This is a genomic window from Pseudanabaena mucicola FACHB-723 (assembly GCF_014696385.1).
Lineage (GTDB): Bacteria > Cyanobacteriota > Cyanobacteriia > Pseudanabaenales > Pseudanabaenaceae > Pseudanabaena.
Genome location: NZ_JACJQB010000044.1, coordinates 1 through 20081, shown reverse-complemented (window position 1 = coordinate 20081; position 20081 = coordinate 1). Strand labels below are relative to the sequence as shown.

General features: G+C 41.3%; 17 protein-coding genes. 4 read left to right on the top strand and 13 right to left on the bottom strand.

Annotation, left to right across the window (positions count from 1 at the left end):
- Positions 1 to 27 precede the first annotated feature (27 nt).
- The 8 genes from glmS to H6F41_RS15770 form a co-directional block, all read right to left on the bottom strand.
- Positions 28 to 1899 (bottom strand): glutamine--fructose-6-phosphate transaminase (isomerizing), encoded by a 1872-nt coding sequence (gene glmS, locus H6F41_RS15805; protein ID WP_190404431.1) that lies wholly within the window; start codon positions 1897 to 1899, stop codon positions 28 to 30.
- Between the two features lie 415 nt (positions 1900 to 2314).
- The gene (locus tag H6F41_RS15800; RefSeq protein ID WP_190404430.1) at positions 2315 to 2572 is read right to left on the bottom strand and encodes a transposase; all 258 of its coding nucleotides are present in this window, start codon (positions 2570 to 2572) and stop codon (positions 2315 to 2317) included.
- Between the two features lie 174 nt (positions 2573 to 2746).
- Positions 2747 to 2971 carry a hypothetical protein gene (locus H6F41_RS15795; protein ID WP_190404441.1) on the bottom strand — a complete coding sequence of 75 codons (225 nt, stop codon included), beginning with the start codon at positions 2969 to 2971 and terminating at the stop codon, positions 2747 to 2749.
- Between the two features lie 235 nt (positions 2972 to 3206).
- Positions 3207 to 3431, bottom strand: a complete 225-nt coding sequence (locus tag H6F41_RS15790; RefSeq protein WP_190404429.1) for a DUF4926 domain-containing protein — start codon at positions 3429 to 3431, stop codon at positions 3207 to 3209.
- A complete protein-coding gene (locus H6F41_RS15785) occupies positions 3428 to 3775 on the bottom strand; it encodes a DUF6883 domain-containing protein (protein ID WP_190404428.1) in 348 nt (115 codons plus the stop codon). Before H6F41_RS15785 ends, H6F41_RS15790 begins: the two co-directional genes overlap by 4 nt.
- Before the next feature lie 140 nt (positions 3776 to 3915).
- Positions 3916 to 5328 (bottom strand): DUF7017 domain-containing protein, encoded by a 1413-nt coding sequence (locus H6F41_RS15780; RefSeq protein ID WP_190404427.1) that lies wholly within the window; start codon positions 5326 to 5328, stop codon positions 3916 to 3918.
- Positions 5329 to 5330: 2 nt separating this feature from the next.
- Positions 5331 to 8006: an NERD domain-containing protein gene (locus H6F41_RS15775; protein WP_190404426.1), complete on the bottom strand. Its 2676-nt coding sequence runs from the start codon at positions 8004 to 8006 to the stop codon at positions 5331 to 5333.
- Positions 8007 to 8519: 513 nt separating this feature from the next.
- Positions 8520 to 9875: a cytochrome c biogenesis protein gene (locus tag H6F41_RS15770; protein WP_322095935.1), complete on the bottom strand. Its 1356-nt coding sequence runs from the start codon at positions 9873 to 9875 to the stop codon at positions 8520 to 8522.
- A 256-nt stretch (positions 9876 to 10131) separates the two neighbouring features.
- Between H6F41_RS15770 and H6F41_RS15765 the strand changes: the two genes are divergently transcribed.
- Positions 10132 to 10551 (top strand): hypothetical protein, encoded by a 420-nt coding sequence (locus tag H6F41_RS15765; protein ID WP_190404425.1) that lies wholly within the window; start codon positions 10132 to 10134, stop codon positions 10549 to 10551.
- A gap of 97 nt (positions 10552 to 10648) precedes the next feature.
- Entirely contained in the window at positions 10649 to 11794 is a 1146-nt protein-coding gene (locus H6F41_RS15760; protein WP_190404424.1) for a JmjC domain-containing protein, read from the top strand.
- A 47-nt stretch (positions 11795 to 11841) separates the two neighbouring features.
- On the opposite strand, the gene H6F41_RS15755 is transcribed toward H6F41_RS15760, so the two are convergent.
- Complete coding sequence (locus tag H6F41_RS15755) at positions 11842 to 12660, bottom strand: nucleotidyltransferase family protein (protein ID WP_190404423.1); 819 nt, start codon at positions 12658 to 12660, stop codon at positions 11842 to 11844.
- A 181-nt stretch (positions 12661 to 12841) separates the two neighbouring features.
- Between H6F41_RS15755 and H6F41_RS15750 the strand changes: the two genes are divergently transcribed.
- On the top strand, positions 12842 to 14290 hold the full coding sequence (locus H6F41_RS15750; protein ID WP_322095934.1) for a trypsin-like peptidase domain-containing protein: 1449 nt from the start codon (positions 12842 to 12844) through the stop codon (positions 14288 to 14290).
- 16 nt (positions 14291 to 14306) lie between these two features.
- Positions 14307 to 14906 carry a hypothetical protein gene (locus H6F41_RS15745; protein WP_190404422.1) on the top strand — a complete coding sequence of 200 codons (600 nt, stop codon included), beginning with the start codon at positions 14307 to 14309 and terminating at the stop codon, positions 14904 to 14906.
- Between the two features lie 79 nt (positions 14907 to 14985).
- Here the strand turns inward: H6F41_RS15745 and H6F41_RS15740 are convergent, their stop codons facing one another.
- The 4 genes from H6F41_RS15740 to H6F41_RS15725 form a co-directional block, all read right to left on the bottom strand.
- Entirely contained in the window at positions 14986 to 15822 is an 837-nt protein-coding gene (locus H6F41_RS15740) for a hypothetical protein (RefSeq protein WP_242023065.1), read from the bottom strand.
- A 71-nt stretch (positions 15823 to 15893) separates the two neighbouring features.
- On the bottom strand, positions 15894 to 17390 hold the full coding sequence (locus H6F41_RS15735; protein ID WP_190404420.1) for a bifunctional orotidine-5'-phosphate decarboxylase/orotate phosphoribosyltransferase: 1497 nt from the start codon (positions 17388 to 17390) through the stop codon (positions 15894 to 15896).
- A gap of 122 nt (positions 17391 to 17512) precedes the next feature.
- Positions 17513 to 19552 (bottom strand): diguanylate cyclase domain-containing protein, encoded by a 2040-nt coding sequence (locus H6F41_RS15730; protein ID WP_190404419.1) that lies wholly within the window; start codon positions 19550 to 19552, stop codon positions 17513 to 17515.
- 83 nt (positions 19553 to 19635) lie between these two features.
- A partial coding sequence (locus H6F41_RS15725; RefSeq protein ID WP_190401965.1) for an IS630 family transposase occupies positions 19636 to 20081 on the bottom strand: 446 nt, incomplete at its 5' end.

Sequence of the window (20081 nt, the reverse complement as noted above, 5' to 3'; positions counted from 1 at the left end):
TATCGCTTAGCGATAACCTTTACTAAACTATTCCACTGTCACCGATTTTGCCAAATTTCGGGGCTGATCGACATCTAAGCCACGGTGCGCTGCCACATGATATGACAGCAATTGCAGAGGAATTACCGTCAAAATTGGTGAGAAAATCTCGTCAACCACAGGGATCGGCAAAATATAGTCAAAAACTTCATGAGCAGCAGGATCATCAAGGGGAGCAACACCGATCAACTTGGCATCTCGCGCCTTGGCTTCTTGGGAATTAGAAAGCACTTTTTCATACACCGCACCAGGAGTTGCGATCGCAATTACAGGCACATCCTCATCCAACAAAGCAATGGGGCCATGCTTCATCTCCCCTGCGGGATAGCCCTCCGCGTGAATATAGCTAATTTCCTTGAGCTTGAGCGCACCTTCAAGGGCGATCGGAAAGTTAATCCCACGCCCTAAGAAAATAAAATCTTTTGTATGGGTAAATTGACGCGACAGATCCTCAATATAACGCTCCTGACTTTCCAAAATCCTTTCCATATAGGCAGGAAGTTGGCGCAGCCCTTCAATCAGTTCTTGGCTTCTCGATTCCGACAGCTTGCCTTTGGTAATACCAAATTCAATCGCTAGTAAATAGAACATTAACAACTGCGCCACAAAGGTTTTGGTTGCCGCCACACCAATCTCAATCCCTGCCTGAGTATCGATCACTGCATCAGAAATCCGCCCAATTGAACTTTCCACCCGATTGGTAATGCCAAGACAGCGATCTCCCCTAGACTTAGCCAATTCCAACGCAGCTAATGTATCCGCAGTTTCCCCCGATTGGGTCACCCCAATCACTAGCGTATTTTTTAAAGAAGGTGGTGGTGAATAGCGATATTCTGAAGCATATTGCACACTGGTGGGAACTCCTGCAATCTGCTCTAGCAGATATTTGCCAACTAATGAAGCGTGCCAACTTGTACCACAGGCAATAATTTCTACTCTCTCAACTTGATTAAGAAAATCCGTGGGCAGATCTAAATGAATTTGATTGGCTTCCGTAATGTAACTAGCCAAACCTGCTCTAAATACACCCGGTTGCTCATAAATCTCCTTAAGCATATAGTGCTTAAATCCTTGCTTCTCAACCATAGTCGGATTCCAGTTGAGAGTTTGGGGCGCACGGCGCAGACGATCTCCTTTAGCGTTATAAACCTGCACCGATTCCTTAGTCAGTCTGGCAATTTCGCCATTTTCCAAGGGAATGACAGTCCGCGTATAGGCAACCAATGCGGGTGTATCAGAGGCACAGAAATTTTCATCCTTGCCAATCCCAATCACAAGGGGAGCCTGTTGCCGCACGACGATTAACTCGTCGGGGTAATCGGCATGAATAACTGCGATCGCAAAAGCACCTTGAAACTTCTCTACGGCTAAACGAACCGCCTCAAATAATACCGAAGGCGAGTTTTTGGGGATAGTGTTATCCTGCTTTTCCAGTTGGGCAAGAAACTCAGCGATCATGTGGGGGATTACTTCCGTGTCTGTTTCGCTGACGAACACATGCCCCAGTTCTTTTAAATCAGTGCGTAAAATGTGATAGTTCTCGACGATGCCATTCTGGACTACGGCAAGGTTACCCATCGTGTTGGTATGTGGGTGGGCATTATGTTCTTCAGGTTTGCCATGGGTTGCCCAGCGTGTATGACCAATGCCAATCGGTGCTTGAGGAGCTGTATCCGCATTTAACTTTTCTTCGAGTTGGATTAGCTTACCCTTGGCTCTAACCCGATGTAAATTGCCCTCACCCAAGGGAATTGTGGCAACGCCTGCGGAGTCATAGCCGCGATATTCGAGTTTTCGCAATCCTGAAATTAAAACTTCATTTGCTGAGCGATGTCCGATGTAGCCAACAATTCCACACATAATGTCAATTTGAAGTAGATACGATTACAATTTTCTACGCTTAGCGTAGAAAATTATGATCGTATTTAACCATGTGAGGTTCCTACTATTTCACTATAGTAGTGTTTACCAGTTGCCACATTCACCAGATGACAAACTAGTTTTAGTTGAGATTCTAGACTTTCGCTGCTTTATGGCTAAGGAATCTGTTGCTGCGATGCTATCTGCTTGATGATCTTTTCGGACATCAATTGACGCGATCGCCCAATCACTCATTAAAAACGCGATCGCTACAAGCTGTTTGAGGTTATTGATTGAAGTTACGTGGAAGGAACAGTTAGTTTTTGAAGAAGAGAGAAACTAACCCTAATAGCATTGAAGTAGAGTTTAGCCTTGAGAACAAAATGATTGAGTTTCGTATTGATACGAAGGTGCTCTAACTTAACAAAAGCAAAAAACAAGCCAAGACGTAATTTTTCTGAGAATGAGCAATCCCTGTAAGAGACTTAGCAAGAGCGAGATTAAATTTTAAAGACTTGTGAAATTCTTCGACTTCCCATCGTTTTTGATAGATTTTGTTGATGTCAGTTGGGGTTGGATCGAGATTACTGCAAGCTAAATACAAAATCCCTGTAGACTGATTTTTGGTTCTAAAAACCTGCTTAGTGATCGAGACAGGAAAAATCAAGTCCATTCGAAAACACCTTGCAACAAGAATCTGGGTTTAACTCAATTGACTCAAGATTAACGAAATGTCCCTGACATTTATCGTCTGGAGATAATGCAACCAAACGATTTCCTTTAAGAGCAATGATGAAGTTTTTTTTGACTCGTAGTTTATTGCATATTTTCTTTGTTGCTAAACCAACTATCGGCTAATACATAACTGAACTTTAGTCGATTCTGACAACAGACATGGAGCATGTTTCGTATCTTGATCTGTCTTTAATAAACCACGCATCCGACGAATTGCATCAGAACGATCAACTTCTAAAACTGGCTGATTTTGCAACGAATTGATTATGGCACTCACTAATGCAAGGCGATCGTTAGATGGTAGCTTGAAAATCTGCTCTTTAATTTCTTGTAACAACTATAGATAGCTCCTATGCCTTCAAGCATTTGATGTACTAAACATACTATGGATTATCGAGAATTTGAAAGCCATGGGAAAAATGCGGGATCGCAAAATTATTATTTAACTTTGCGATCAGTGATATCTGACTCACAAATTTGATTCAAACTGCGATCGCAGTCGTACTACCTTGATCAACCACATTAGTTACATCAATTAATTTGTATTCATCTGTATTTAGGCTGAACATGCTTTAGGCGATCGCCCTCACATGAGCAATTTCGCGATCGCGTATGCTCCTGATTTGTGATGGCAACACAGAGACAACAGCAACAGTCTCACCTGTGAGGGTCATAAACTCGACTTCATAGCCTTTCTGTTGTTTGTAAACAAATACCACAGTGCCAATGTCACCAATTTCTAAGTCTGCTTCATCAATGCGATCGGCTAATACAACACGGTCTAATTCTTTAATCATTGTCTACGTCTCCTTAATTTATGTGCAGTAACAAAACTTGGAATACTTTCGCTATCTTCAATTATCCAAACAGCACGTATGTATGGATTTCTGCTATCAGGTGTTTTTATTTCCCCTTCTATAATATATTTAGTGCCAAAAGTAGTTTCTTTGATCTCGGATACTTCGTGTAAAGCCGCATGAAGACAGAGAGAATTTGCCATTGTTTTCCATTCTGAGATTGAGAATCCAAATGATGTAAAAAATTCTTCTTTGCTTTTTCCATCTTCATGAGTAGGTGATAGTAGATATTTAGTGATTTTAGATTCTGGAACAATTGCTTGATCATAATTCGGCAATTTCAAGTTTTTACTCCTAAAGATTGGGATGAAATAATAATTATGACTTAATCAAGTGTTATCAGTTGTTGTGATAAAAATATATTGCTTGTTGCACCAGCTTAATACTAGCGAGATCCCGCATGATAACGTTAATCTCACTAGTGCTAAAGTATAGCGATCGCATTTAAACTCAACTTGTTTTTCTTTTTATCAAATCTTTTCGCAGTAGCAAGATTGACTATTTGATTATCTTTCAGTTGGCTAGCTAGTTCATGTGGAACATAAACATTATCTACAAAGCCAAATCCTGCTGGCTTGAGCTTAAACTGACCAGATCGGCAAGGCATAATATCAAAGGGTTGACCAGATTCGCGTTTTTTAACGGTAACAACCGTTGGGCGATCGCCACTTTCATCAACAGTCACTATTACTGGCTCTCCAAAGGCAAGAACTAAATTGTTTAACATACCTCGTTCAGGACTGGCAAGCTCTTGGGCATCGCCATTAGACTTGATAGCAAATTTAACCATTTTTGATCCTTTTGGAGTTAAAAAGGTATCCAGATAGTTAGCGTCATATTTTGGACATTGCGACCAAATAATTGCTTCTGCATCAACAGCTAAGTGGGATAAAGCTTCTTTTACATTAGGCATCCTCTCATCATGAACATACCAAGCACTATTTATTAAATTACGCAGTGACTGAGGAATTTTCCATTCATTTCTATTACGAATATCGAAAGCTTGTTTTGCAGACCATTTCGCAATTTGGATTTCGTTCTGTTGATGTGCCAAACGGCTTAGATCCTCAAAAACATTAACCCCAAAGTTTTCGTCCTTACAGGTTAAACAAGCCTTTGCACATAAAGCTAGAGCAAGTTTCGTGTCAGAAGCTTCAACAACCTTAGCTAAAGCGTGCCAAGTCCAATAGTCACTTCTTTTCTGTTGAACGAAAGAGGTCAAGAGTTTCTGAGAATTTTCTGACCTTCCTAATTGATGAAGTAGCAAAGCCTTGTGATAGTGAAGCCATTCTGATTTTTGAATCTGAGCTTTTTCAAGAGCAAAGTCTATCAGTGTAATAGCAAAATCTTGTACTTCTTTAAAATTATCGTAGTCTTGTGAAGTTAAATCACGAGCAATCTTACCAGTAGTTCTAGCTGTCTTTTCAACTAATGATTCAAATACTTTATCGTCATTACCCGTCTGAGTCTGAAAGTCTTCTGCTCTGAAGCTATTAACTCCAGACCACATCATAAATTTGGGCAGAAACTTAAGCTCATTTGGAAATTGAAGAACTTGAGACAATAGAAGGCTAAAAAGAAGATCGGGGCGATTAACATTAAGTTTTGCATACTCTAAAAGTATTTTCCTGAGATCTTGTGACAATCCCTCGTTTACGGACTGGGATTTCTTAGTCTCAACAACTAAATTTTTAACTTTTTCATAAAGTACCCATCCAATAGCATTTGCGACATATTTGTCTTCAGGGTTTTCCTTGAGAAATGCATATCCTTTGATATATGCCTCTTGTAATTTTCCTTCTCTTCTTAAGGCTGTAATTTCCTGAGCTACTGACATATTTATAACTCCAATGCTAGATGAACTGCTTCGACGATTTTAATGTTGGTATATCCTAAAGGAGCGACTTTTGTGATGAATCCATCACCGTCATAATTGATTCTCAGCTTTAAGTAGTCATCTTCTAACTTAAGATAGTAAATTTCCTGAAAGCTATGATGCTCGATACTTTGAATCAATATATTTTGTGTAGCTAGTTTCCCTTTGATCAAATTGTAAACTTGCTTCTGGAAATCTGTTTCTAAGCGAACGCTTGATGTAATTAGAGATCGAACTATAGATGCAAATTCAATCGGTTCTGAGTTAATTGTGTCAATTTTTGTAACCTGATATCTACCGTTGTAGTACAATCTGAGGGAGCAGTAAGCTTTATTTAGCAAATCCTCAAATCCATAAATTTCTTGATAATTGTTATGCTTGTACGAAGAAACTTTAATCCCATCAAGTTTTATATTTTCTTTAATGTGTAGATAAAGGCTTTTAAGAGATGGATCAGAAATAGGAAATTCAAAAACAGTTTGATTATCTACTTCAAGATTAGGATCAAAGCCTATCAAATTAGAAGAACGAACTGATTCAAGGCTACTTTGACTGATATTCCAACTAGCTTTACATAAGGGCGTAATATTAGGAATGTTAGATAATATGATTGTTTCTTGAGGTATTGAAAACAATGTGTAAATCCACCGAAAATAAGACTCACTGGTTTTACCTAGATCAATATCCATATTCGCAAAGACAGTTTTGAATTGCTGTCCTTGAGAACGATGTAAAGTTAGCGCATATCCAAATCGTAACCGAGCGGCATTAAAATAGGGATCATTGCGAAGAAATTTGGATAATTCAAAGCGATAGTTTGATTCATCAATGTTACCTAATTTACCATTTTTTGACTTTGTATCAAACCTTGCTTTTGCTGAAACAAATAGTGCTAAGAAAGAATCTTTATCAAGCTCTGGTTTGTCAGCATAGAGATAGCTCTTTAGACAAAGGAGAGAAACTTCTTTTTGAGTTTCCAGCAATTTTACTTTAAGTTTCAAAAAATGAATTGTAATAGGATTCTCTCGTCCTTTAAGACTTTGCACCAATGGCTCAACATTTTCATTAACTTCTATTACCTCAGCAAAAGAATCATTTGATATATTAGAACGCTCAAAATCATCATTATTTTCTACAGAACAACTGTTGTGAATATGTACAATGTCGCCTGAACTAATGCTATTACTACGTTTAAAAATATTTTGCCTTAACCAACTATTAAACTGATTAACTTCTGAATTGGAGAAGGCAATAAACTTTGTAGATGTTGAATCTTTAAGAAATACGTCTTGGATTAATTGATATTTAAACTCCTTATTAGATGAAACTTCAATGATTTTTGTGTCATTTGTGACAATACTCATTTGATTGAATACATTCTGATTTATGCTCTCTGCTAACTTTAAGCAATTACAAACAAACAAATCATTTTCTTTCTCAGGAATAATATAATCAAGGACAACTTCATTTACATAAAGTCCAGTAATAGAATGTAAACGCTCTTTACATAGTGCTGACTCATCCGCTTTCCCTCTTGTTATTTGAAATGGATCACCAAGAAAAATTATTTTTCTTTCCGACCCTTTGAGATTAACAAAACTAAGAATATCTGTAAGGATTTGACCACTGCCGTAGCGCGAATCATCTGTCTCAAACTTTGAGTCCGAAATAAGATGGGCATCACCAATAATATAAAGCTGTTTTTCAGTATCCTTGTTATCAGTTAGTACATAGACAAATTTTTCGTTGTCAAGTTTTGGATTTCGCGAATAAATATAAGTATAAATACTATCTGTTTCAACTGGATAATGTAAGGCTAGACGGCGATTAGGTGCAAGAACAGAATAGTACAGACTTTTTTCTAATGCTTTAGAAGCAACAACATCAATTAATTTCTCTAAACCAGTACCAATCATTCCAGAAATGGTTAAAATTCTTTCTGATGACTCTAGAAAATTTTCAATTTTGGGCAGTACATCTTTAAAAGAGTCGGGCAGTTCCTGTAAATTTGTATCAACTACTTTTGTCAAAGAGCTAACTGCTTTAGTCCTTGATTCTATTGGTTGATACTCAGGAACAGCTAAAGTCTTCGCAATATACTCTAAATCTTGATTTGATAAACTTATTCCGCGACTGGTAATTTGTGATAGCCGTTCTATTACATGATCAAAATCAACTACATGAAACCATCTTTCCAGTTTGGGAGGTAGCTGACTCTCTTCAAATATAATGGATTTATGAAAAAGAGCTAATCCAGATATATGACCAAAATTTGGTTTATTGCTAGAAGAAAAACTAATTTTTTCTAGCTTCTCAAGTAGCGCAAACTTGTTATCTCTGATTTGAATATACGGATTTGGCTTGCTCCCACCTCTAATTTCAACCGTATCTACGAACCACTTGCCATTTTCCGAAAATTTAATAGTTCCCCCATAATCCTTAAAGTCAATAACAGTAATGCTGTCCTTCTTAAAAATTGCTGCATCAATCTCAGAACCTTGACAATAAAAATTGCCCAGAATAAGAACAAGCTCCTCTGAGCTACCCCAAACTTCTTCTAGTTTGCTTAATAACGCATCGAATATGCGATTTTCATGTGTTGTTGTGTAAGGTTGTGTTCTGTATGCTTTAATCGTCATTGATTGTATTAATTAGGTGAAATATTTCAGCATAGATAGAATGGGACTGAGATCTTATGAAACTCAAACTACATTCCGCCCCAAAGCATAGAATTGTATGACATTTAAATTGTGATACAAGTGATTGCTCCCCCAATCAAGCCCAAAATTTTTTAATATTATTAGTTTTAATGCCTTGTTATACAACAATTGCTTCATAATTATTCGACTTTGTGATCGATTGGAACATCTGTTGTTGCGGGTTGATCTGTTTTTAATAAACCACGCATCCGATGAATCGCAGCAGAACGATCAGCCCCGACCTGACTGATTTTGCAGTGACCCGATAGCGATGACTAGTACAAGGCGGTCACTAGATGGTAGCTTGAAAATCTGTTCTTTGATTTCTTGTAACAACATAGATAGCTCCTATGCTTAAAAGCATCTGATGTACTAAACATACTATGGATTATCGAGAATATGAAAGCCATAAGAAAAATTTGCGGTCAGGTGTAGCTAACTCACAAATTTGATTCAAACCGCGATCGCAGTTCCACTACCTTGATCAACCACATTCGTTACATCAATTAATTCCGACTCAAAGCTGACTTGAGCGCGATTGGTTTTACCACCGATATAGAGTCGATCACCCACCTGCAAAGCCCATACCTGCGAATGACTGACATAGCTCATGATTACGCCTAACATCAGCAACCCAAATCCTGCATAGACAATCGGAATACCGGGATCGGCTTTAATTTGCAAACCCGTGCTGCCAATCGCTTCCTTTAAAGTAAAGGTGATGCCATTAACTTGCGTAGAGCCATTGGTGCGTAAAGTGGTGAGCAGATTGCCCTGCTCGTCATAGATTAAGAACGTGCCTTGTAAATCTGGTGTAATTAACGTAATCCCTGCACTGAGATCGGGCTTAGTGGGAATCCATGTTCCCCAAACTTGACGACCACCCGTTTGCGACTCCAACTTATTGACAGGCAATTGGAGAATTGGGCTATTGTTGAGTGTGAATCTTATTGCATGAATATCCCAATTAGCTTGATATAGGGTGACACCCTTATATTTGAGCGGTTTATTGACATGGATAGTTTGGCGATCGACTTCTTTTCCATCTTGATCGAGAACTGATAAATCGGAATAGAACTGATCGATGTTGCCCTTGAGCGTGTAATCAATCCAAAAGCGATTGACTCGAACAGACCAATCTTTGGGGACTTGACGCTCTGACCAAGCACCAGCTTCCGTAATATTTTTGATTTGAAATGTCTCACCACTAGGAACCATTTCCTGAGCCACAAAACCTGTGAGAGAACCCCAAATTGAACCAATTAAAACCAGTAACATACTGGCATGGACAACAATTGGACCAATTCTGCCAATCAGCCCTTTACGGGCATAGAGTCGATCGTCGGCTTGATATACCTTATAGTTTTTGCGTTGGAGGGATTGCGCGAGTTGATTGAGATTGCCGCCGACGATTTCGGTCGCGAGGGGTAACTTGGCAAAACTTTGGGGCTTGGTGTAGTAAAACCAACGACGCGAAGCTTTGAGAATTGGCAGTTGGCGATTGAAGGTACAGGCAGTGAGGCTCGTGCCAAACAAAATCAATAACATCAGAAACCACCAGCTTGCGTAGACATGCTCTAGCCCGATCGCAAAAATCACCTTATAGGACAAAAAGCCAAATAGGGCAGGATGTTCGGGATAGTTTTCGCGATAAAAATCAAGGGTTTGTCCTTGCTCAATGACTGTGCCGAGGATGCTGAATAGGGCAATCAATAATAATAATGCGATCGCAACTTTAAGATTGGCAAGGAGAGCCACTACCTGATGCCGCCAAATTTGGTTAATCTGAAATCGGATTTGTTGAAACACGTCACGCCAAATGGTATTACCTTCAGCTTTGATTTTAGCCTATAGCTGCTGCTAGCCTTATGAGGACACAAAAGATGAGTTGCAACGCGAAGCGTCGCAACTCATCCTAAGCTATAGCTTGTCAGTACGAGCTTGTCTCAATAATGGTGAGCAGCTCTCTCTAAAAATTAAGGGAACAAAAGATTATTTAAGTGGGTCTGACTTGGGTGGCTATGTTCTATCTATTCATTTTTCTGTTTATCTTTAGGAGAAAAGCATGAATCCCAAACTAATCATGGGTCTATTTCTGGGTGTCAAGGCATCTCTGTTTTTAGCAATTTCCCCATCCTTTGCTGCAATTTCCGAGGTAAATATTTCACCAGCTAACCGTCAGTCGGCACTTCAGTTAGAAATAACTGAACTCAATCAAGAGTCGAAACCTGCACTGATTGCAGGACGGAACAGTGATGGTCGAGGCAATAGTGATAAAAAAGGTGGCAAAAACAAAGATTCAGACAATCGTAATTCTCGACAAATTATTTATCGTCAACCCGTTAGATATAACCAACCAGTACAGGTGATTCAATCTAGACCTGTGCATCAGACCGTGATTATTGAAAGATCTGTTCAGCCCGTGATCATTAGACCTAGACCATCGCAGCCAACTTCATTGATTAACATCAACATTGGACGTTAACTGCTGGAAATCCCCAACAAGCTATAAACAGCGACGCTTTACGTCGCTGTTTATAGCTTGTTGGGATTAATTGAAGCTTCAATAGACCGTACTTGATATGCTTGAGCATCTTCTCTTTCCTTACAAGGTTGAGCAGTTTTTACAAGAAAACTGGACTCGCCTTGCCGTACATATTCCCGCTTGCGATCGCCATAAATTTGCTGATGTTTTTTCGTGGCGATCGCTCAATCATTTGCTGAACTTCCATCAACTTGGCGACCCTAATATTCATTTTTCCCTAGATGGAAAATCTTTTTCAGATATGAGCCGCAAGCATTGGCGAGACTATCTGCAACAGGGTGCGACCTTGGTAATTAATGGCATTGATGAACGTGTGCCAGAGGTACAGCAACTAGCAAGGGGACTGAGCCAAGAAATTGGGCATCGAGTTCAGACTAATCTCTATTGCTCACCTGCCATGCAGCGTGGATTTAGCTGTCATTACGATACCCACGATGTGATGATTTTGCAGATTGAGGGGGATAAGCAGTGGTTTGTCTTTCCTGAGACGGTCAGTTTTCCTACTGCAGAAATGCGATCATCAGATCGCCAACCACCCGACGCACCACCCTATCTGCAATGCAATCTCCAACAAGGAGACTTGCTGTATATTCCCCGTGGACATTGGCATTATGCGATCGCAGGTGATTGTCCGTCGCTCCATCTCACAGTTGGGATTGATTGCTTTACGGGATTGCATTGGCTGAATTGGTTAAATTTAGATTTGCAGGAACAAACTGGATGGCGGCAAAATTTGCCCCTAGTCATGAATGGTGATAGTCAAGATTTGGAACAGCATTTGGAGGATCTGCGCCAACAACTGATTAAGCATCTTCAACAGCCTGACCTGTTTAAAAAATATTTGCGTGATCTCCCAATTCAAAATCAAGATGTTGCTCCCTTTTCCTTACCCACACAGCTAGGCTTTAATATCTTCGATCGTGGTTTAGAATCGGCATTTACCTTTGTGCCACATCAACAGATAGAAATTGCCATTTTTGATGATCAACACCAAGAGATCACCTGTGGCTCTAAGCAAATTTCAATTAAGGGCTTGCCGATTGATTTTATCCAGCAGTTATTTCAACTGACACATTTTAGTATTTTAGACCTTGCCGATTTTGCGCCCGATCTTGATTTAGAAACCGAAGTAGTTCCATTATTGACTCGTTTAGTTACAGAAGGGATTTTATTGGTTGATTAAGTATCTAAATGTGAGTCGCCCGCTTCGCGGGCGACTCACGCTACTAGTTAGTTTAAATCTATATCCATTTCCACTCTTTCCACTAGCCAAGTTCCTAAATGATTGAGAAACAGAAGCAATCCATCACGGTTACTTGATGGCTGAATTGCTAATTCCAAAGCTTTGTACATGAGCTGGGCTTGGTCAGGGTAATAATGGACAAATCGCGCATAACAAGGATAGAGATCGCGGGTGAAAGTGCGATCGCGAAGCATCACTAATTCAAAGCCAGTGCGGACTAGACGTTTACAGATCCAGCGACATTTTTGTTGGATGGTTGACTCAAAATCAAGCTGGGTTGGCGAAAGTTGACGCAAAATTATTTTTGCTTCGGCAAGGTCATCGGCAAGGTCAAAAGCATGACTCATCATCGCGTGACTGGGCGCAAATCGGGGAAATTGCGATCGCAAATCTTCGCCATAAATACATAAACCCTGTGTTTGCAAAAGTGCTTGCCAATGAGAGCCTGAAATTTGCACCTCGTCATCGCTAGCAATACTAATTTCGACTTTTTGACAAAATGGATATTGCTTTTCTAGTTGTTCTTCAATGGCAAGCATGTCAGCCCCTAAATCTGGAGTAGTTTCCCCTTGGATAATCACAACACTATCGAGATCAGAAATATTTAAAATCGACTGTCCTCGCGGGACAGAGCCACGCAGATAAATGCTATGAATGCGATCGCAATTTTCTACGCAAAGACTTCGCAATGATTCGACAAGCTCTAGCCAAGGCGCTTTGATTGCATCCCAACGGCATTCATTAACTAGATATCCATCTCCATCTACCTGCATTAAATTTCCAATTTTCTGGATGGGATTTTGCATAGAATGTAGCAATTTTCGTTAATTCAGGTGATGTGATGAGCGCCAAAGTTGGCAATAATAGTCAAATTCAATAATTCAGCAACATTATTCAACTAAATTACTTCTAATATTGCATGGGTTTGATTTGATTTTACAGGATTGACTACAACCGCAATAATTGATCGAGACCGAGGATAGTTCTGTGAAAAAAGAGTTTATTAAAGAGTTTACTAGCAAGTTTTTAGCCTCTAGCATGGTTTTATGCAGTGGTATGGGTGTGCTCACAACTCTTCCATTGCTCACACCTACTACTGCCTATGCCCAATCCGACGAAGATACGAATATTCGCGTTTACAAATTAGCTAGCCCTGCTGTTGTCTCAATTCAATCGCGCAGTGGTAACGGCAGTGGCTCGATTATTGATGCCAAAGGCTTAGTTTTGACCAACGCCCATGTGGTGCGCGGTGCAAATGTAGTGAATGTGATTCTCAGCGATAAGCGCCAATTTCGCGGCGTGGTCATCGCTAGCAGTAGTAACCCTGATCTGGCGCTGATTCGGCTAGAGGACGTAACCACCAATTTGCCGACTGTCCCGATTGCCGCTTCAGGGGCAGTCCAAGTCGGTCAGCGAGCCTTTGCGATCGGCAATCCCTTTGGTCGTTTTGCGGGGACACTTACCACAGGCATCATCAGCCGCATCGATCGCGATCGCAAATTATTGCAAACCGATGCTGCCCTAAATCCCGGAAATTCTGGGGGGCCATTACTGAATAGTCGTGGTGAGTTGGTGGGCGTGAATACCGCTATTTTCACCAACAATAGCAGTAGTAGCGGCATTGGCTTGGCGATTGAAGTTGATACGGTCAAGCAATTTATTGCGCTCAACGCATCACGCCAAGGGGCAATCGCCATCACGCCTCGCTCCGTAGCTCCGCCTGTGGCGATCGCCATGGATGGCAGAACTCTCAACGCCACCTTGACCGAAGCAGACAAGACCTTGCCCGATGGCAGCTACTACAAGGTCTATCAATTTGAAGGCAAAGCAGGGCAATCGGTGGTGATTGAAATGCGCGGCAATGATATTGATCCTTACCTCGTGCTATTTGACTCCACAGGTCGCAAAATTGCCGAGGATGATGATGGGGCTGGCGGTAAAAATGCGCGACTTGCGCTAACTTTACCCAGCACAGGTCGATATACTCTCTATGCCAATTCTTACGAGGTCGGACAAACAGGTTCTTTCACGATCGCAGGACGATTGAATAATAACCCCACTAATAACCTCACATCGCAAGCACTGCCCCTATCTCCAACAGTAACCGATCGGCAGATTCTCTTACAAAAAAATGGCTTTTTAGGAAATCAGAGCCGTATTCTGGCTAGGGATGGTAGCCGTTTCGAGACTTTTAGCTTTAATGGCCAAGCGGGGCAGGTCGTGCAGATCGATCTGATTAGTCCAGATTTTCACCCCTATCTAGTGCTGTTTGCCCCCAATAGCCAAGTTGTTCAAGAAAACAACGGTCTGCCCAGTCGCAAGCAAGCAAGGATCACACTAGAGCTACCTATAACTGGCACATATCGCACGATTGTTAATGCCTTTGACCGCACAGGCAAGGGTGCTTACAATCTCACCGTTAAACGAGTTCGCTAGGCAAGGTGATTTAATTATGGAACGCAAACACAGTTCCCAAACTCTATCTTGGGGGATTAGTCTAGGCTTATTGTTAGCATTGCCATCGACGGTTTGGGCTGTGCCACCTGCATCGGTCGATCGCGATGGCAATGTGCCTTGGTCAAGCATTGTCGAAAATCCCTTTGATGGCAAAATTGTTTATGACAAGCACTTCGGCGATGATTTTGCATTTGTTACCAGTTGGTCATCACAGGGCATTAGAGCCACCTATACCGAATATAGTTCTGAGCAAGTGGGAAGTCGCCGTACTTGGAAAACTCGTCGAGTCTGGCATCGAGATCGATATATCAATGACCGATATCTCGATTACCAGCCTATCTACGAATTGCGATCGCGATCGCAATCTCCCCAAGCGTTACTAATTGCTTCTCAAGGCAAAATCTATCGGTATACCAGTGGTGAAGTTGACCCAGAGCTAGCTGCGGTTTTGGCAAGTTTACCCGCAGGAAACACCACAATTCGAGCGGTTTGGGATAATGAACAGACTACAGATTTTCCCATTGGTGCAGGAACAGTAGAAGCTTGGAAATCAATTTTTAAAGCTCCTCCAAAACCTCCTCGATTTCAAGAATAAAAGAGATGCGGCGCTTCGTGCCGCATCTCTTTTTTGGAAAAGTGACTATAGCTATAATCAGCGCAAAGCGCTGTATTGCTTAAAGTGTCTGATTATTATCAGGGCGCGGACGCACGCGGCTAGGAGTTGTATCTGGCTCAGGCAGAGGCATATATTGATTGCCGACAAAATCCTTGCTGACTCGTAAGCGTTGACTGGCGATGGTTATACCAGATTCACGGACTAACACCACGGAGATCCAGCGATCGCCCGAAGAGAATGGCGCTTGCCCGATCTTAAATAACCCACCTGCCCGTAGAGGTTCCAGATTGACCGTGCTTTGATTAGTGAGATTTTTGGCATCTACAGGCTCTTCGATCGCTGCGCCCAATAACAAGCCCGTACCCAGTGGTTCGGTGACGATTGCATCGAGAACATATTGACGACCAACTCCAATCAATTCAGGGATTTTGAGCTTTACAGGTGGCGGTGCTTCTCCACTGGTGAGTGAGGATTGCTCGGAGATGACTTGCTGAGAAACAATCTGGAGCTGACCATTGACAGTTTGATAGGTCTGCTGCGAGATCAATCTTGCATCTAGCTTGAAATTATCGTTCTCGTTGTTCTTTGTCCCTTTGACAGTCGTAATTGTTTCCGCCGTAATCAAGCCATCTTTCTTTTCCCACTTCGAGATCTCGGTGTTATAGCTAATATCTTTGTACCCTTTCCAGAGTTCACCAAGTACCTGCTTATAGCGATCTCGATTTAGTCCATCGGAGTGGTTGAAGGTCGGTGCGTAATACTTAATCACCGATTCAAGATCTTGTTTACTAGCGGCTTTGTCTAGAGCAGTTACGACATTTGCGAGTTCAGCAGGAGCAGGCTTAGCCGATTGGGCGGCGATCGCTGAATTTGCGATCGGGGAGATCGTAGCCATTGCCGCAGAGATGAGTAATAGAGTGATTCGTTGGAACATGCGTAACCCTAGTCGAAGACCTGTAACGGTATTTAAAGATGGGACAAAGTGAGAAATTGTTTCTCAGTTATACGCCCTGATTGATATAGTGTCTCATTTATTTCCGAAATTTTTAACACTGCATGGGGTGAATATCCACTTTGGTGAATGCGATCGCAAACCCCCGCCTCATGATCAATAAATACAACGATATCTTGGACTTTGAGACCACAACTTTCAATTTTTTGTGCGCCCTCGATCGCACTTTTGCCTGAAATCAAAATGTCATCGACGACAACAATGGTTTCGCCAGCCTCATAGTTACCCTCAATCAAGCGCCGCGCCCCATAGGCTTTGACCTCTTTGCGTGGAAAGATTAATGGAAAATTGAGGCGTAATGCTAATCCCGATGCGGTGGGTAATGAGCCATAGGGAATCCCCGCAATTCGATCAAATTTCAATTCGCGCAGAATTTCGGCATAGGTACCAATCACCGCATCAAATACTTGGGGATTGGAAATAATCCGCCGTAAATCAATGTAATAGGGGAAAATTTGCCCAGAGGCTTGCAAGGTTTCCTCAAAGGTAATGCAACCAATATCAAACAATTGCAAAATTAAATTGGCATGGGGATGTCCACTTTGATCAATCAGACAGACATTGGGAATCCATTGCTCACAAACAGGGCTTTGATGGGCTGTAGCGACAATGGCTTGATTTACTTCATCCCTGAGCGATCGCACTAATTGCGCGGGGTCGCCGATGGTCAAAGCATCTTGATTGACTGGCAAAATCAAGCCGCCCCCATTAGCATCTAAGCCTGCATTGAGGATTTCTGTCAAATTATCAATTTTTTGTCCAGTAGCTTGGCTATTTGCCCATATACTCCTTGCCAAAATCAGTCGCTCAGGTGCTAGCGATCTCACTTTTGCTAAAGCGTCAGGATTTGCCGAACCCACCTCTAGGGCTAAATTTTCTGTACCCGCCCAAACTTGGCAATTTTGGACAACATTTAGGTATAGTGGCTGCTCTCGACTCGGATATGCTTGAAAATCTTGAGCAGTGCTGTTAGATGAATAGCAACTTACAAAAATTGCCTTATCGGGATACATCAAAAAACGCGCCGCTAAATCTTGCCCTAAGTATGGACTGAGCGTAATTGCATCAACACCCCATTGCTCAAAAGCTGTCTTTGCCATGACCGTACTGCTATTCAGGTCAGCGTGCTTGGCATCAAGGATGATCGGAATTTCGGGAGGAATGGCAGCTAGGGTTTTGGTCAACAATTCTAGTCCCGCCGCTCCCATTGCCGTATAGAAACCCAAGGTTGGCTTGTAGGCACAGACGAGATCCGCAGTCGATTGAATTATAAAATTCATCCATTCCCATAGGCAATCAACCATCCGCTCATGATGCGCCTCTGACTTACTTTCCAAGTCATAGGCTTCTCGATACTTGGCGGGCATTACTTCAGGGTTAGGGTCTAGCCCTAAACACAAAATGCTCTGATTGATTGCGATCGCATTCCTGAGTTTCGAGTCAAAGCTCATAATTTAACAGCTTAGATGCAAGCAGGTTTTTGAGATTGCAACAAATATACCGCTTACGTCTATATTAAAAAAACAAAAAGTAGATCGTTCACAAAAAAACATCGTCTACTTTCTTAACTTGCTTAACAATAAAAACGATCACGTCCTTGTTGTTTTGCCTGATAGAGATTTTTGTCGGCGATTGCGATGAGATCTTCAAGAGATTGTTCTTGTGTGGGAATGATACTGGCAATACCTAAGCTAATTGTCACATTAGGACTGACTTTAGATGCATCGTGGGGAATTTTTAAATCATGAATAGCATGTTGGATTAATTCGACAACTGTGATCGCGCCTTCCATATCCGTATTGGGTAAAATCACTACAAATTCTTCGCCTCCATAACGGGCAAAAAGATCCGCAGGTCGTTTGAGCTGATTAGCGGCAGTTTGTGCGACTTGAATTAAGCAAGTATCTCCTGCTTGATGTCCATAGCAATCATTGTAGAGTTTGAAATAATCAATATCTAAGAAGATTAGAGAAAGACTTTGTTTTTCTCTTACTGAACGTTGCCATTCTGCTTGTAAGCGATCATCAAAACAGCGCCGATTAGCAACTTGGGTTAATCCATCAGTTAGAGATCTAACATAATCTAACTCCGCTTTCATTTTTAGCATTTCTTGAGCTAATTTTTGCTCTGTGATATCTGTAAAAGATGCTACTACAGCATAAGGGGCTGACTGATCGGGATGATATAAGGGTTGGGAATTAATCGATATCCATCTTGTTGGATGGTCTTCCTTACAAATTCCCATAATTACATTAGTTTGTGGTTGTCCAGTCCTGAGCGTAACCATAGCGGGATGATCTTCACTCAAAAAAATCGAGCCATCCTCTCGAATTGTCGATCTTTCAAAATCAACAGACTTAAGCCCTCGCATCTGATCTGCGGATAACCCCAAGATCTTTTCCGCGCTTTCATTACAAGCAGTAATTTGCCCGTCTGCCTGTTGCAATACGATACCTTCAGACATACTGGTAATGACTGAACGATATCGGGATTCACTTTCTTGAAGTTCTGTCAGTAGAATTTTTCTAGCGTCGGCTTCTTTTTCTCGTTCTAATAGCTCTTGTTCTAACAGTTCAAATAAGCTGGCTTGTTTAATGGCTATCTCTAACTGGCTAGCAATTCGCCTTGCAAAATTAATCTCGGAGTCTTGCCAATGACGTGGTGCTGAACATTGATGAATACAGAGCAAACCCCACAAATTTTCTATCTGTATGAGGGGGACTACTAAATTAGAAACAACTTGAAATCGCTGTAAAATATCTCGATGACAGTCTGTGAGTCCGGCTTCGTTAACGTTATTTATAACCTGTATGCGACCTTCTTTATAATACGAAGCATATTGATCGCCAAAGCAATGATCATGGATCTTCAATGCGATTACCGAATCAAATCCTGCTATTACAGATTCAGATACGAATTCTCCGTTGCAGCAGTTAGAATCTGGATCGAACTTAAATATCGCGATGCGATCGGCATTCATAGATTGGCGAAGTTCTTGAGCGGAAATTTGGAAAATAGCTTCTAAATTAAGAGATTGCCTAATTCTTTGGGTGATTTCTGCAAGTAAGACTTCCCGTTTATATTGTTCATCTAACGCATCTTCTGCTGCTTTGCGAGTTGCATTACTGCGGCGCAATTCAAACTGGCTAATCGCTAGCCGACTGAGAGATTCTAATTGTCGAATTTGTTTTTCGGTCAGATTTCTAGGCTGGTGATCGATAACACACAAAGTCCCTAGAGTAAAATTATCTGATGTCTTTAAGGGCATACCCGCATAAAAGCGAATACTCGGGTCTTTTGCCACCAGAGGATTGTCAGCAAAACGAACATCTTGGGTTGTGTCAGGAACATTTAAGAAGGCACTATCGGCAACTGCATGACCACAAAAGGAGATATCGCGTGGTGTTTCCGACACATCCAAACCCACTTTTGACTTAAACCATTGTCGATCACGATCAACCAATGATATTAAGGCGATTGGTGTGCCACAAATCTCCGCAGCTAGTCGCGTCAAGTCGTCATATTCTTGTTCTGGTAAGGTATCAAGAATATGGTAGCGATTGAGAGCTTCTAGGCGATCGCTTTCATTTTTAGGGAGTTTAGGTTTCTGCATGAAGATCAACTAGCTAAAGCATGGTTAGTCGATAAATAATATTCCTCTATATTTACCCAAGAGGTTACCACCTATTTAAGTAGCTAAGCAAAATTAATTACATAAGTTGAACCAAAGTCTCGAAGAACTTTTTCAACATAAGAGACTAAACTTTCCCAAGATTCATATGCATTGAGTTCAATCCACTCATACTTCATGAAACGCCACAAAATTTCAATCAAGTTCAACTGGGGACTATAAGGGGGTAACTGGAAAATCTCAACTTGCTGGTTCTTCCACTGCTCTAATTTCTCTTGAATCAGTTGACTGGTATGAATAGAGGCTTTATCCATAACAATCACTGTTGGCTTGGTAGATTGACGAGCAAAGTCATCGATACAAGCGAGAATGACTGCACTGGTGATACTGCGTTCAAAAACATAAGCAGATAAGTCATTGTTTCGATTCATCAAACCCACGACATTTAACCTCTTACTGCGTTGACTGGGTAAGCTTAAACCCGTCCCTTTCTCTTGCCAAGCATAGGGAA

Coding starts and splice junctions, on each gene's coding strand:
- glmS (WP_190404431.1), bottom strand. CDS start 1,899: ATGTGTGGAATTGTTGGCTACATCGGACATCGCTCAGCAAATGAAGTT.
- H6F41_RS15800 (WP_190404430.1), bottom strand. CDS start 2,572: ATGGACTTGATTTTTCCTGTCTCGATCACTAAGCAGGTTTTTAGAACC.
- H6F41_RS15790 (WP_190404429.1), bottom strand. CDS start 3,431: ATGATTAAAGAATTAGACCGTGTTGTATTAGCCGATCGCATTGATGAA.
- H6F41_RS15780 (WP_190404427.1), bottom strand. CDS start 5,328: ATGTCAGTAGCTCAGGAAATTACAGCCTTAAGAAGAGAAGGAAAATTA.
- H6F41_RS15775 (WP_190404426.1), bottom strand. CDS start 8,006: ATGACGATTAAAGCATACAGAACACAACCTTACACAACAACACATGAA.
- H6F41_RS15765 (WP_190404425.1), top strand. CDS start 10,132: ATGAATCCCAAACTAATCATGGGTCTATTTCTGGGTGTCAAGGCATCT.
- H6F41_RS15760 (WP_190404424.1), top strand. CDS start 10,649: ATGCTTGAGCATCTTCTCTTTCCTTACAAGGTTGAGCAGTTTTTACAA.
- H6F41_RS15755 (WP_190404423.1), bottom strand. CDS start 12,660: ATGCAAAATCCCATCCAGAAAATTGGAAATTTAATGCAGGTAGATGGA.
- H6F41_RS15745 (WP_190404422.1), top strand. CDS start 14,307: ATGGAACGCAAACACAGTTCCCAAACTCTATCTTGGGGGATTAGTCTA.
- H6F41_RS15740 (WP_242023065.1), bottom strand. CDS start 15,822: ATGGCTACGATCTCCCCGATCGCAAATTCAGCGATCGCCGCCCAATCG.
- H6F41_RS15735 (WP_190404420.1), bottom strand. CDS start 17,390: ATGAGCTTTGACTCGAAACTCAGGAATGCGATCGCAATCAATCAGAGC.
- H6F41_RS15730 (WP_190404419.1), bottom strand. CDS start 19,552: ATGCAGAAACCTAAACTCCCTAAAAATGAAAGCGATCGCCTAGAAGCT.